This is a genomic window from Metamycoplasma orale ATCC 23714, from assembly GCF_000420105.1.
GTDB classification, from domain to species: Bacteria; Bacillota_I; Bacilli_A; order Mycoplasmatales; family Metamycoplasmataceae; genus Metamycoplasma; species Metamycoplasma orale.
This window is the reverse complement of the sequence record NZ_ATUH01000002.1, coordinates 1-15180: the sequence shown is the minus strand read 5'-3', so window position 1 is coordinate 15180 and position 15180 is coordinate 1. Positions and strand designations below refer to the sequence as shown.

13 protein-coding genes are annotated in these 15180 nt (G+C 25.2%); 9 read left to right on the top strand and 4 right to left on the bottom strand.

Annotated elements, in window-relative coordinates; all coding sequences use genetic code 4:
* Positions 1-17: 17 nt before the first annotated feature.
* A complete protein-coding gene (serS, locus tag F795_RS06195) occupies positions 18-1286 on the bottom strand; it encodes a serine--tRNA ligase (RefSeq protein WP_022935794.1) in 1269 nt (422 codons plus the stop codon).
* A gap of 80 nt (positions 1287-1366) precedes the next feature.
* On the opposite strand from serS, the gene F795_RS0100490 reads away from it, so the two are divergent.
* The 6 genes from F795_RS0100490 (at position 1367) to F795_RS06185 (ending at position 9494) form a co-directional block, all read left to right on the top strand.
* Positions 1367-3577: an ATP-dependent DNA helicase gene (locus F795_RS0100490; protein WP_022935793.1), complete on the top strand. Its 2211-nt coding sequence runs from the start codon at positions 1367-1369 to the stop codon at positions 3575-3577.
* A 16-nt stretch (positions 3578-3593) separates the two neighbouring features.
* Complete coding sequence (gene pth, locus F795_RS0100485; RefSeq protein ID WP_022935792.1) at positions 3594-4142, top strand: aminoacyl-tRNA hydrolase; 549 nt, start codon at positions 3594-3596, stop codon at positions 4140-4142.
* Positions 4143-4144: 2 nt separating this feature from the next.
* On the top strand, positions 4145-5050 hold the full coding sequence (tilS, locus tag F795_RS0100480; protein WP_022935791.1) for a tRNA lysidine(34) synthetase TilS: 906 nt from the start codon (positions 4145-4147) through the stop codon (positions 5048-5050).
* A 41-nt stretch (positions 5051-5091) separates the two neighbouring features.
* Positions 5092-7293 (top strand): ATP-dependent zinc metalloprotease FtsH, encoded by a 2202-nt coding sequence (ftsH, locus tag F795_RS0100475; RefSeq protein WP_022935790.1) that lies wholly within the window; start codon positions 5092-5094, stop codon positions 7291-7293.
* Between the two features lie 173 nt (positions 7294-7466).
* The gene (locus F795_RS06190) at positions 7467-8828 is read left to right on the top strand and encodes a putative cysteine peptidase (protein ID WP_022935789.1); all 1362 of its coding nucleotides are present in this window, start codon (positions 7467-7469) and stop codon (positions 8826-8828) included.
* 132 nt (positions 8829-8960) lie between these two features.
* Positions 8961-9494, top strand: a complete 534-nt coding sequence (locus F795_RS06185) for a hypothetical protein (protein ID WP_022935787.1) — start codon at positions 8961-8963, stop codon at positions 9492-9494.
* A 46-nt stretch (positions 9495-9540) separates the two neighbouring features.
* Here F795_RS06185 and thrS read toward each other — a convergent pair whose 3' ends face one another.
* Together thrS and trpS are read right to left on the bottom strand one after the other, a co-directional pair.
* A complete protein-coding gene (gene thrS / locus F795_RS0100455) occupies positions 9541-11280 on the bottom strand; it encodes a threonine--tRNA ligase (RefSeq protein ID WP_022935786.1) in 1740 nt (579 codons plus the stop codon).
* Positions 11264-12277: a tryptophan--tRNA ligase gene (trpS, locus tag F795_RS0100450; RefSeq protein ID WP_022935785.1), complete on the bottom strand. Its 1014-nt coding sequence runs from the start codon at positions 12275-12277 to the stop codon at positions 11264-11266. Before trpS ends, thrS begins: the two co-directional genes overlap by 17 nt.
* A gap of 109 nt (positions 12278-12386) precedes the next feature.
* Between trpS and F795_RS06180 the strand changes: the two genes are divergently transcribed.
* The 3 genes from F795_RS06180 to F795_RS06170 all read left to right on the top strand — a co-directional run bounded on the left by F795_RS06180 (position 12387) and on the right by F795_RS06170 (position 14785).
* A complete protein-coding gene (locus tag F795_RS06180) occupies positions 12387-12764 on the top strand; it encodes a hypothetical protein (RefSeq protein ID WP_022935784.1) in 378 nt (125 codons plus the stop codon).
* Between the two features lie 6 nt (positions 12765-12770).
* Positions 12771-13775, top strand: coding sequence for a hypothetical protein (locus tag F795_RS06175; RefSeq protein ID WP_022935783.1), 1005 nt, complete (start codon positions 12771-12773; stop codon positions 13773-13775).
* Positions 13776-14062: 287 nt separating this feature from the next.
* A complete protein-coding gene (locus tag F795_RS06170) occupies positions 14063-14785 on the top strand; it encodes a hypothetical protein (protein ID WP_022935782.1) in 723 nt (240 codons plus the stop codon).
* Positions 14786-14880: 95 nt separating this feature from the next.
* Here F795_RS06170 and F795_RS03800 read toward each other — a convergent pair.
* Positions 14881-15180: IS3 family transposase (locus F795_RS03800; RefSeq protein WP_022935781.1), on the bottom strand; the 300-nt coding region annotated here is incomplete at its 5' end.

The window sequence follows — 15180 nt, the reverse complement described above, 5'->3', positions numbered from 1 at the left end:
GGGCATTTGCCCTTTAATTATTTGATTATTTCAATTCCGTTCATGTATGGTTTTAGAACTTTAGGTACTGTTATTGAACCATCTTCATTTTGATAGTTTTCTAATATTGCAGCTACAACTCTATCGATTGCCAAACCTGAACCATTCATAGTGTATGCATATTTAGTTTTTCCATCTGCATCTCTATATCTAATTTTTGCACGTCTTGCTTGAAAATCTCTACAAATTGAAATGGAGCTAGTTTCTCTATATTTTTGTTCGCTTGGAATTCAAAGTTCTAAGTCAATTGTTTTAGCTGAGCTAAAACCTAAATCACCTGTTGAAAGCATAACTTCACGGTATGGGATTTCTAAAAGTTCTAATATACTTTTAGCATCTTCAACCATGCTTTCTCATTCTTTCATTGCATCTTCTTCATTAGTTATTTTTACAAGTTCTACTTTATGAAATTCATGTTGTCTAATAATTCCACGTGTATCTTTTCCACCGCTTCCCGCTTCTGATCTAAAACATTTAGTATATGCTACAAATTTCTTAGGTTGATCTAAGTTTATGATTTCATCATAGTGGTAGTTTGTAGAAGGAACTTCAGCTGTAGGAATTAATCATAAATCATTGTCTTCTAATTTGAAAAGATCTTCCTTAAACTTTGGAAGTTGTCCTGTACCATATAACATTTTGCTATTAACTAAATGTGGAGGCATAAGTTCTTCATATCCATTTTTGATATGTGTGTTTAGCATAAAAGTTGCAAGAGCTCTAACTAAAAGTGCTCCAGCTTTTTTATAAAGTACAAATCTAGTTCTAGCTAATTTAACAGATCTTACAAAATCAATAATGTCCAATTTTGTGGCTATTTCATAATGTGGGAGCACGTTTTGTACTAAACCTCTTCCAATATGGTCATGAACTTTTATAACTTTATTGTCTAAATCACTACGCCCAACCGGAACTTCATCATAAGGTAAATTAGGAATTTGATAAAGTAAAATATCAACTTTTTTAATAATTTTATCTGCTTCTTGATCAGCAATTTCTATTTTTTCTTTAATTTCATTTACCTTATCAACTAATTTAGAAGCATCTTTTTTATCTCTTTTAAGTTGACCGATTTCTGCACTTAATGTATTTCTTTGTGCTTGTAATTGTTCTAATTTAACAATTAGTTTGTTTCTTTTTTCAGCAAGTTTAATTATCTTATCAATATTTTGAATGTCATAATTTCTTGTTGACAATTTCTTAATAACTTCATTTTTATTATTAATAATATATTTGAGTTCTAACATTTTTACCTCTTTTTGCATTACATATTTTACCAAATTATAATATATTGGAATTATTTTAATGTGTTAAAATTATAAATAATATGAGCAACGAAGAAAAAACAGAAGTAAAAAACGAAGTTAAAATTTGCGGTGTGTTTAAAAAAGTTTTGTTTGAAAAAAAAGACAATAACTTTAAAATATCATCATGTAAAATAATTTCTCAACATGGAAATGGTATACCTATTTCAGTTAATAAATATGGTAATATTTCTGTTTTATCTAATAACTTTGATTATGAACTAGATAAATATTATGAATTAACATTAGAACATATTCAAAAAAGTAGATATCCTGATAGTTATAATTTGTTAGAACTTAAAGAAAGTGATTTTTGAAAATTAAATTATATTGTTAAGTTTTTGCAAGGAACTAATTTTCCGGGAATCGGGGAAATTAAAAGTAGAAAAATTGTTGAAAAATATGGTTTTGATACTTTAAAAATAATTAGTAGTGGTAAAGTTAGCGCTTTAGATTTAGGTATAAGTGAGGATTCTTATAATATTGCTATTAAGTATTTAAATTCTAATCCGCAAATAATCGAAGACCAACTTTTCTTTTTGAAATTAAATCTTTCTCCAGGATTTTATGAAAAAATAAATAAACATTTTTCTAATTTAGCAGAATTTATTGAAAAATATAAAAATAATTTTTATAACTATTACTTTACTGATAGTGGTCAAATTAATATAAAAGATTTACAAAAGCTAACAAAACATTTTTATCCTGAAGGACATTATTTTGATAAATCTATTTTGTTGTATATAGCTCTTGAAGAATATTTTTTCAATTTAGGACATACAAAAGTTACAAACAATGATTTTTATAAATACTATTATTCTAAATATGAAAAACTTTCTATAAACGAATTTAAAGAAGCTTTAAAAAATTTAATTGTTGAAGAGCGTGTCTTATTGTTTGATAATAAAACATACTTAACAACTTTTAAAATACGTGAGATGGAAGAATATGTTGTTAGTAGATTATATGATATTAAAAAATCTGAACAAAAAAAATTTGATAAGTTTGAAGATAAAAACTTACACAAGTTGCAAAATGAAGCAATTAATTTAGCTTTAAATTCAAGTTTATCTTTAATTACGGGCTCACCAGGAACTGGTAAAACTTTAATTACTAATAAAATTATTAAAACCCTTTTAAGCTACTTTAAATTAGAGGATATTGCTGTAGTTACACCAACAGGCAGAGCCACCATTAATATTAATAAAGATTCAGAAATAAGAGCTACAACAATTCATAGTTTCTTGCAATGAAATGTAGAAGAAGATACTTTTGAAGTTAATGAATATTGACCTGAAGATGTGAAATGTTTAATCATTGATGAGTTTTCAATGGTAAGTATAGATTTATTTTATTACTTGCTTAAAGGTATAAATCAAAAAACGCTTAAAAAAATAATTGTTGTTGGAGACAAAAATCAATTGCCTGCAATAGGTCCTGGATATTTAATTAATGACTTTATTGAATACAACATTTTTGACTATATTGAATTAACTAAAATTTATAGACAAGCAGAAAATTATGAAATAATAAAAGATGCTATTGACATTAACTTAGGAAAAGTTCCTGAGTTTAAAGGAAAGAATTCGCAATTTATAGAAACCGAAAAAGATAAATTAGCTGATGAAATTATTTTTGAAATAAATAAATTATTAAAAAAGGATTTTACAAAAAAAGATATTGCAATTTTAAGTCCTATATATAACTATCAAACTGGAATAGATTATTTAAATGATAAATTATCTTTATTTTGAAGAACAAAAGAAAATACTGAAACTATTTTTATTGGTAAGAAAAAATGAGCAATCAATGATAAAGTTATTAATTTAATTAATGATCCAAGTAAAAAAGTGTTTAATGGTGAAATTGGTTATATAAAAGAATTTATTTATGATGCTAATAAAAATTTAACAAACATTAACATTGAATTTGAAAATAATGAAAAAGTAGTTTCATATAATAAATCAGATTTCATTCAAAAAATAATGTTAGCATATTGCACAAGTGTGCATAAATATCAAGGTAGTGAGAGCCCAATAGTACTTACAGTACTTTTTGAAGAAGCAAAAAAATTATTATCAAAGAAATTGATTTATACCGCAATTACTAGAGCACAAAAATTTAGTGTAATATATGGACAACATAGTGCATTATCAATAGGTATACAAAATGACAATGATTCTAACAGAATGACATGTATCGGTGAACTTTGAAATGTAATAAATAAAAAATAGAAAGAAGCAAATAAATATGAAATTAATAGTTGGATTAGGTAACCCTGGAAAAGAATATGAAAATACTAGACACAATATAGGCTTTATGGTTGTGGACAGTATTGCTAAAAAAATGAATGTACAATTAAACGAAAAGAAATTTAATGGTATTTTTTATAAAGACGCAGATTTTATTCTTGCAAAACCTTTAACGTATATGAATAATAGCGGTGACTTTGTACAAGCTATTATGCAATTTTTTCAAATTAATCCTAATGATATTTTAGTTATACAAGACGATTTAGATATTGACCTCGGAAAAGCAACTATAAGACAAAAAGGTTCAGCAGGTGGACATAATGGAATAAAAAGCATTATTGAAAAAATTGGTACTAATGAATTTAAAAGATTAAAGATTGGTATCGGTCGTGGTAGTGATAATGTTATTAATTATGTACTTTCAAAATTTACTTTTGCCGATACAGAAATTCTTTCAAAAATAATTGAAGCATCTTCTGAAGCTGCTATTTCATTTTTATTTAATGACATAAATTTTGTTATTAATAAATTTAATGGTAAATTTTAAAAATGGATTTAAATAAAGAACTAAATCAAAATTTATATAATGATAAAAAATTATTATTAGGAGTTAGTGGCGGCCCTGACTCTATGCTTTTATTAAATTATTTCAAAGATAAAAATATTATCGTTTGTCATGTTAATTATTGTGTTAGAGAAGATAGCTATAATGATGAAAATATTGTTAGAGAATTTTGCAAAAATAACAATATTAAATTAGAGGTATTAAATTTAAAAAATCATTCATATAAAGGCAATTTTGAAAATGAAGCTAGAAAATTAAGATATGAATTTTATCAAAAAGTTTATTTAGAAAACAATTGTGATTTTTTGCTATTAGCGCATCACAAAGACGACTTTTTGGAAACTGCTATTATGCAAAAAGAAAGTAAAAGATTTAATTTGTATTATGGTATTAAAAAAGAAAACTTTTTATGAGGCATGAACATAGTTAGACCATTTGTTGATATGTTTTGAAAAAAGGACATCTTGAATTTGTGCACAACATTTAATTTAAAATATGCACTTGATTATACAAATGAACTAGATCTTTATTCAAGAAATAAAGTTCGAAATAGACTAAAAAAACTTTCAGAGACAAACAAAGAAAAAATGTATCTAAATTATGTTGAAGAAAATTCAAAAAACGCTTTATTAGAAACACAAATTTTAAAATTATACGAAGAGTGAAAAAATAGCAATTTTGATTGTGATTTTATATTAAGAAATAAAGCTTTGGCTAACTATTTAATTTATGCATTTATCCATAAACATTATGATGAAGTTAAATTAAGTTCTAGAAAGATAAACTCAATTTATCAATTCATTGTTTCTAATAATCGAACTTCAAAATATAAATTAAACGATTTTGTGATACTTAAAAAAATAAAAAATAAATTGTTAATAAATGAATAAATTACTTTTATATTATAATTAATAAATCAAAAGGGGGAAAAATGCCAAATAATAATGACAATAAACCAAGTACACCTAGAAGACGTTTTAATATTTGATGATTATTAATTATCTTTTTTGGTGTAATCATTCTAATGATTTCTATTGTTACTATAAAACATTTAATTGATTCTAGTAGAACATTAGAATCTAAAGATATCATGTTTTACAAAAGTGTATTAGATGAAGCAAATAAAACAACAAGTAGTATTCATATTAAGTCAATCACACATGATCCTTATACAAATACTATTTCGACTATTTTTAGTGCGTCTACTAAAGTTTGATATGGATTAAATGGACAAACTGGAGGTTCAGATACTGATATTAAAGAATTTGCATTTATGACTAATGCAAGTTCACAAACTATTTCATCAATGAAATTATTGGATTTTAAAGACACTTATTCTAATGTATTTAAAGTTGGACAAAATGGAATAGTTGATGGTACCTTTAATGTAGTTGGAGTTCCAACAGTTTCATTATGAGATAAAATTAAATCAGTAATAACTACATTAATACCTATTATGATAAGTATTCTTATTTTATATGCAATATTTGCTGCATATTCAAGGACAGGCATGATGGGCGAAGGTGGAATGTTAAGCAAAAAATCTTTAGCTCAAAGAGTTTATACTGACAAGAAATTTAAAGACATAGCAGGGAATGAAGAAGTTAAAGAAGAAGTTTGAGAACTTGTAGATTACTTAAAAAACCCTAAAAAATATTCAGGAGCAGGAGCAAGAATTCCTAAAGGAATTTTACTAGGTGGTCCTCCAGGTACAGGTAAAACCTTAATAGCAAAAGCAACAGCTGGTGAAGCAAATGTTCCTTTCTTCTTTATATCAGCATCAAACTTTGTTGAAATGTTTGTTGGACTTGGAGCAAAAAGAGTTCGTGATATGTTTGAAGAAGCTAGACAAAATGCACCCGCAATTATTTTTATTGATGAACTAGATGCAGTTGGGCGTTCACGTGGTGCAGGTATTGGTGGTGGAAATGATGAAAGAGAACAAACCTTAAACCAATTACTTGTTGAAATGGATGGTATCAAAGAAAATAGTGGAATCTTAATAATGGCTGCAACAAATAGAACTGACGTTCTTGACCCAGCTTTATTAAGACCTGGTAGATTTGATAGAATTATTACTGTTTCATTGCCTGATATAAAAGAAAGAGAAGAAATTCTTAAATTGCATGCAAAAGGTAAAAGAATAGATCCTAATGTTAAATTTAATTTAATAGCAAGAAGAACACCAGGTTTTTCTGGAGCTCAACTTGAAAACGTAATTAATGAAGCTACATTATTATCAGTAAGAGAAAATACTAAATTAATTACATTAGCACAAATTGATGAAGCTATTGATAGAGTTATGGCTGGACCTGCTAAAAAATCTAGAGCTATTTCTGAAAAAGAAAATATTGCAGTTGCTTATCACGAAGCGGGACACGCTGTTGTTGGTATTAAAATAGCTGGTGGTAATAAAGTTCAAAAGATTACAATTATTCCTAGAGGACAAGCTGGCGGATATAACTTAATGCTTCCTGAAGAAGAAAAATACAATAGATCTAAAGTTGAACTTATGGCAATGATCACTTCATTTATGGGTGGTAGAGTTGCTGAAGCTATTATTTATGGTAAAGATAATGTATCAACAGGAGCTAGTGATGACATCGCAAAAGCAACTAGAATTGCAAGAAAAATGGTTACTGAATGAGGTATGTCAAACTTAGGTCCAATTAAATATGAAGAAGATACAGACACTCCTTTCTTAGGAAGAGACTACATGAAGAATGCTTCTTTCTCTTCACAAACTGCTCAAGAAATTGATATTGAAGTTAGAAAAATTATTTTAGCAGCTGAACTTAAAGCACATAAAATCATTACAGAAAATCAAGATTTATTAGAGTTGATAAAAGATGCACTTATTATAAATGAAACGATTACAGCGGAAGAAATCGACTATATCGCGAAGTATATGAAATTACCCGAAGAAATTTCTAAGGATAAAACCGAATTAAAAAAAGAAATTCCGAAAGTAGATTTTGAAACTTTATTTAATGAAGTTGCTGGTCAAAAAGTTGTTTCAGAAGATAAATATAAAGACGATCTTAAAAAACAAGAAAAAGAATTGGAAGAAAAATCTAAATCAAAAACAACAAAAAAATCTGATGATAATAAAGGCAATTCTTCAACCAACTAATTATTAAAAAATGTAACGCAATGTAGTAGTTACATTTTTTGTTTAATTATTTTTACTTTAAAGGTTTTCAAATGTATAAATATTAATTTAATATTGGAAATATCCTAAAGATTCTATTCAGTATTGTTAGATGTTGTATGTGATATAATTAATAGTATAGGAGGAGTATAAAAGTGAAAAAATTTAAATTTTGGTATTTGGCATCACCTTTGGTTTTATCAGCGTTGTCAACAACATTAATTTCAGCAAAAATTGATTTTGAAAGTGAAGATGATAAAGATGAGAAATATGTTTTATATGATTATATAAAATTAACAGGAAAACAAGATGTTGTAATTACTCACAAAAATTTTATTAGTGGTGGTATTGTTTCAAAGGGCAAAATGTATTGATTTAATAACGATAAGGGTTATTCAATATTAGATAGCGAAATTAAAAGAATAGTTGAAGTAAATCCAAATAAAAGTTGAGAACAAAAATATGCAAATAAAATTTTGAAATATAACCAAATTGGAAAAATAGAAATAATTAAGTCTTCAACAAGGGATAAAACTATTTCAGGTGACCGCAAAAGAACAGATTGAGAAAAAATTAAAGATATAGAAAAATATAAAAACTTTAAATATAGTGATTATTTAAATGTCAAAAATGCCATAAAAGATAATTTTGGCAAATATCAAATTAATCAAATGAAAAATGGTTTAGTTTATGCAGATAAGGAAGTACCTTATTCTTGATGGTTTAAGTCTTCAGATTTCAAAAATTTTGGGCTTAATTCTAGAAATAATTCTTATAATGAAGATGATGATGAAAAGTTTCATTATTATAAACAATTTAAACCATATTATAAAGAGAAATATTTGCAAAAAAGTAATGGAGGAATTTGTGGATATGTTGCAGTCACAATGCTTTTATTATATAATGAATATTTTAAAGGTGCTGGGTATTTTGATGAATATGAAAAAGAATTTATATTAAAAAGCAAGTATTTTTTACATATTAATGAAAATAATTTGGCTTATTATATTAGTAATTTTGTTAGTCCTGAATTAAACTCAAATTTTTTAAAATATTTATACCAAAAAACTTGATTTGCTAATGGAACTGGAGAATGATGAAATTATAAATATATATCCGAATCAATTCTTTATAACAAGTGAAAAAAGTCACAAATTAATTATTCTTATTGAGGCAATAACGGTGTAATTGGCAGACCTTGAGATATTATTAATGAATATAATATTCCAACAACACTAGCAGGCTTATATAGCGAATATAGTAGTAAAGAAAAAGGTGGTCATGCTATAGTTGCATATGGTGTTTATAATGATGGGAGATTTTTATGCAATTTCGGTTGGGATGATGAATATAACCAAGTTATCGTAAAATGTTCCAGAGGATATAGATGAGATTCAAATTTTGCAATTAACCATAAGTGAGGAAAAAATTTAATTAAATATTTTAATTATAATGATAAATTATATACAGGTATTGAAATAGATAATATTTTGAAAGAAAAGGAGTTCATTAAATAATATGAAAAAAGGAAAGATAGCAATTTTAATTATTGCAATTATTTTAACTGTACTTGCGTTTATTTTAATATGTATTTTTACCGAAAGCCTTTTTAACTTCATTGCTCCAAAAATTCAAATGTAGGAAAAATTATGAATAATAAACAAATAAAAAACAATATTATTTTTGTATCATTTTTAACTTTTTGAGTAATATTATTTGAATTATTCGCAGTATTATATAGTTATAACCCATTATTTAGTAATGAACATAAAGAATTTAGATATATTGAAATTACCTTTAATATAATTTGTTGAATATTGTTAATTATTTTAATAATTTTTCTTTTTAGATTTAAAAAATATTTGTCAACTAAAAAATCACTTAATATAAAAGAGAAAGTTGTTTATTCAATTAACATTATTAATGTTGTTTTAATTTTAGTTGTTATTATTGTTGCTCACATTTTAATCACTGTATGACAAATAGGATTATATGCAGCTGAAAAAAGATATTATATTGAAAAGCTAATTGATCTAATATGAAACTCTAACCGTACTATTTTCTTTATTAGTTCAATATCTACATTATTAACAATATATCAAATAGCATTTTATTGTATATTAATTCATAATGAAAGAAAACAATTTTTAATAACTAAACAACAAAGTAAAAGCGATAATTAAAAAGAAAAAATGCAACTAAGAAATGTTGCATTTTTGTTTTAACTTTTTATTTAAGAGATTTTTTTAGTGTTGCTAATTCTTTTAAGAATTTAGCTTTTGTATATTCAGTAGTATCTTCTGAACCATATTGTCTAACTGAAAGAAGTTTATTTTCAACCTCGTTTTTACCAATAATAACTAAGAACTTAGTTTTAAGTAATTGAGCATCCCTAATCTTTTTATTAATTCTTTCATTTCTTAAATCAATATTAACATTAATATCAAGATCTAAGAATTCATCATAAAGTTTTTGACAATAAGCATTTTGTTCTTCACTTACTGGAATTATAGTTACTTGCCTTGGCGAAAGTCAATAAGGTAAAACACCTTTAGTTTGTTCAAGTAATGTTGCTATAAATCTTTCATAAGTTCCAATTAGTCCTCTATGAATTAAAACTGGTGTGCATTGATTTTCTTTGTCATCAACAAATTTAATATCAAATTTATTTGGGAGTAAGAAGTCAAGTTGTAATGTAGACATGGTAATAATTTTGTTTAAAGCTGTTTTAACTTGAAAGTCTGCTTTAGGTCCATAGAATGCAGCCTCACCAATAAATTCTTTATATTCAATTTTAAGTTCATTAAGAACTTCTCTTAAATCCGCTTCAGCTTTATTTCACATTTCATCATTTTTAAAGAATTTTTCTGTATCGTTAGGATCTCTTAATGAAAGTGAAACATGATCAATTTGAATATTAAAGTCTTTTAAAGCTTGAACAATCATTTTGTATAAGTGTTTAAATTCATCTTTTATTTGATCTGGTCTAACAAATACATGGCCTTCAGTTAAATCCATAGATCTAACTCTTTCTAGTCCACTTAAAGCACCAGATTTTTCATATCTATATAATCTAGATTGTTCTGAATATCTTATAGGTAAATCACGGTATGATCTTCTAGTTGCACTATATAACATAATATGGTGAGGGCAAGTCATTGGACGCCCTATTAGAAGTTCATTATCCATTTGAATAGGTTTAAACATTGTATCTTGATAGTGATCTCAGTGTCCACTAATTTCATAAAGTTTCTTTTCACCAAAATGTGGGGTTAAAACTTCAGTGAATCCAAATTTCTTGTCTAGTTTTAAAACATAGTCACGAATGGCGTTGTGAATTTTCATTCCATCTTCTAATCAAATAGGAAATCCTTGTCCACATAAATTGTTAAATGCAAAAATACCTAATTCTTTTCCTATTTTACGGTGATCTCTTTCTTTTCTTTCTTTTAAAATTTCTAGATATTCATTAAGTTCTTTTTCGGTTTCTCAACATGTACCATAGATTCTAGTTAACATTTTGTTTTTTGAATCGCCTCTTCAATAAGCACCGGCTAAAGAAAGTAATTTAAAGTGTTTAATTTCTTTAGTATTTTCAATATGATTACCGCTACATAAATCAGTAAAAATATTTTCTTTAGTTTTTGGATGAACAAATCCATAATAAGTTATGTTTTTATTTTCTTTACTAAATTCATCATATAGTTCTTTTTTATATGGTTGATTTTTAAAATCATATTTATAGTTTTCCATTAGTTTAACTTCATAACCTTGAATTGCAATTTTTTGCATCATTTTTTCAATTTTAGGTAAATCGCTTTCTAAAATTGGATTTGAAAATTCAAAATCATAATAAAAGCCTTCATCTATTGCAGGTCCAATTGCTAATTTAGTGTCTGGATATAATTTTAAAATAGCTGCAGCTAATAGATGGCTTGTTGAGTGATTTAATTTAGAATTTGCTTTCATTGTTTAATCCCATACCTTTCATAAGTTTTGTAAGTTGTTTGTTAGCAACTTCACTAGCTTTTTTAGCACCTTTGTCTTTTAATTTAAATACTTGGTCATAGTATATTTTATATTTATTTTGTATATCAATTAAAAATTCTTTAACAACTTCTGCTACAGCAATTTTTAATTCTCCGTAATTTTTATCATTAAATAGTTTTTCACTTTCTTCTAACGAAATATTTTTAAGTGCACTATAAATAGTTAATAAATTCGTAATTCCTGGCTTATCTTCGCTAATGTAAATTTTATTTTCTGAATCTGTTACTGCTTTAAGTATTTTCTTATATGCAACTTCAGGGTCATCTAATAAGTAAATTGAAGCTTTTTCGTTTTGGTCTGATTTTGACATTTTTTTAGTTGGGTCTACTAATGACATAATTTTAGCGCCTACTTTAGGAATAAATGGTTCAGGCAGTTTAAAGTCTAATTTATATTTATTATTTAATCTTTGTGCAATATTACGAGTAAGTTCAACATGTTGTTTTTGATCGATACCTACTGGAATAATATCAGCATTATATAATAATATATCAGCTACCATTAATGTAGGATACATTAATAAACCAGAAGGAATTGTATCCATACCATTAGGAGATTTTATTTTTTGTGACTTATCTTTGAATTGCGTCATTCTTGAAAGTTCACCAATTGTTGTTGAAGTTAATACTAATCAATTCATTAATCCATGAGCCATAACATCTGATTGAAAAAATAAGGTAGTTTTATTTAAATCGATACCGCAAGCTAAATAAAGAGCAAAAATATTTTTTCTATTTTCTTCTAAGACTTTAGGTTCGATAGGTAAAGTTAGTGCGTGTAAATCAGCAATAAAAATATAACTTTCGTATTTATCTTGAAGTTGAACCATATTTTTAATTGCGCCAATATAATTAGCAAGTGTTAATTTTCCTGTAGAAGTAATACCACTAATTAATCTTTTTTTGTTTTGTTCCATAATTAAATATCCTTGATTGTATTAGTAAAAATGAAATATATAATATAATTTATTAATTATAATTCAATTTATATTAATAATTTAAAATAGTTACTTTGGAGATTAAATTATGAACTCAATGACAAAAAAACAAAAAGCATGTTACATTTTTTTAATTATTATTACCTTTGGTTTAATTTTGTTATATTGAAAGAAAAAATATAAACAAACAAAAGAAAAAGATCACTTATCAACAACAAATAAACTAGATTTTAATTTAAATGATTTTATTAGTATGTTTGGTGGTTTTGAAAACATTACTAATAGTACTAGCACAAATAAAATTATTAAATTAGACTTTAAGGACAAAGAATTAGTTGATATTGAAAAAATCAAAGCTTTTAAACAAATTACTGGCATTACTTTACAATCAAAAAGTATTTCTTTAGTTATGGGAAATATTTGTCCATATTTAAATGATCTAATAAATAAAGAAATTAAAAAGTAGGAAATAATGAAAAATAAAAAAAATAAAAATACTATTGAAGAAAATAATGAAGAAAATAAAAATGTAGACAATAATGAAGAAAACACAATAAATCAAAATAATTATGAGCTTGAAGATCATATCAACGAAATAACAGATAAAGATAAAAAAGAATTTAAAAAGTTTGCTGTAAAAACTACAAAAACAAAAAGAATTAAATCAATTTTATTTTGAACATTGTCGGCTAGTACTATAGCAGTAGTTTTTGGTGTGGTGTACGGGATAAAGAAGCCTAAGAACGATTATTTATTTTGAAAGGGTACGCCACTATTATCAGAAGATAAAATTAAAGAATATATTCAATACAATAAAAATTACAATTTTGATATTACAGCAAAAGAATTTTATGAATCTTTAATTTTAGATAAAACTATAAATAATAAGTATTTAAAAGAAGCAGGATTTAAAAACTTGAAAGATTCATTATTTAGTTTTGAAATTCATAACATAATTGAGGACACTTTAAATAATTCTATTCATATGGACGTTTTACTTAAAAGTAAAGTTGGCGGAGAACAATATATTATTTTAGAAAATTTAACTTTTCTTAATTTTAAGGAACCGAGCGAAAAATATACAATAGGTTCAACTGAACAAAAACAATTAGATGCAATAATTAAAGAATATTCAGATAAATTCTTTTACTATAACAAGGATAAAAAAGAAGATTTTGAAGCAGCTATTAAAAAGCTAAGTGATGAACATGATTTAATTAATTATGCTAAAATCTTTGAAAGTATTTTCTTAATTAAAGGTGAAAATAAAATCAACAATTGTCCTATTATAATTAAGGACTTATCTTATGATAAAGACTCAGAAATTTTAACATTTAAATATATACCTATTGCATTGAGTGCACAACTTAAAAAAATAGGGAAGACAAAATACAAACATTACTATTTTGTGTCTAGTTATGATATTAATGACACAACTAAATATTTAGAATATTCTAAAAAGGTAATCTTTGTTTAGAAATTCTAAAGATTATATTGCAAAACAAAGCACAACACTTAACACATATGTTAAAAGAGTTGTGCTTTTTTATTAAATAAAATTATTATAAAAAAATTAATAGTGAAGTAAAAATTACAATTGAAATTGAACATTAAAATAACTAAATGAAAACATATTATTAATATTTTATTCATTAGCTTATGAAGGCATTCCAATATATGCAGTGATATAAATGGTATAATTAAGATATAAGTGATAGTGATAATAAATAAAAAATGACTTATGCAAAGGAGATAAATTTAAACATGAAAAAAATGAATAAAATACTAGCATTTCCCTTATTAGTAACACCTGCATTATTAGCTTCTTGTGTACTTCCTAATTCTTGTTGATATAGACAAAATGAAAGAACTAAAAAAGAAATAAAAAACACTTTTTTAAAAATTGCAAAAACATTAGGCAACAAAGATTTTATTTTTCCGCTTGAAATACAACAAGGTCATTGATTTGTACAAAATAATAATACTTATAAACAAAATAAAGACAAAATTAAGGGGTTCAAATTAATTTGATATTCTAAAGAAAGAGCTCTTGAATATTTAAAAGATAATCATAATTCTAGTTTTTTATATCCACTATTTGACCTACAAGATAGAAATTTATTTGTAGAAATTCCTAATAGTGTTTTATCTTTATATAAAATAAATAATGACGTTAATATAACCTTAAATGATTTAAATAGTTGAGATAGAAGTTTTAGGCTTTGGAATGAAGGGCGTTACATACATCCAAAACTAGATTTTATTGGCGAAACATCTAATATTTTGTGCCATAGATTAAACTGAGAATTTTTACCCAAAACCCCAATTCTTGAAGAAAAAGTATTTAGATTAAAACTTAAGTCTGATTTAAATTTAACTATTAAAAATAGTCAAATTGTTTCTTGTGATGTAGAAATAAGAATGTCGCTAAGCGGCCGCTCATCTGAAGATGCATATTTATCTTTACCTCTTAGATTACAAATTTAATAAATAAGATTTTACTAGTTTTATTATTTATACTATTAATATGAAGCATAATAGTTAACAATTTGTTAACAATAAACTAGGACAAAAATTTTGGACTAAATTGTAAAATTTTTGTTGTTGTAAACATCCCATAATTCTTGGGGTGTTTTTAAATTAAATTTTTTTAAAAATCTCTCATTATTATACCAATCTATAAATTCTTTTATTTTATTTTTTAATTCAATAAAAGTAAGTGTTTTAACGGTTTGATAGAAGTTCGGAAAAATTTCAGTTTTTAATATAGAAAAGAAATATTCAATTTCTCGATTATCCAGTGAGTTTCCTATTCTTGACATTGATATAACGCCATTAATAGAATTAATAAAACTTACAAATTCTTGAGAAGAATATTGAAT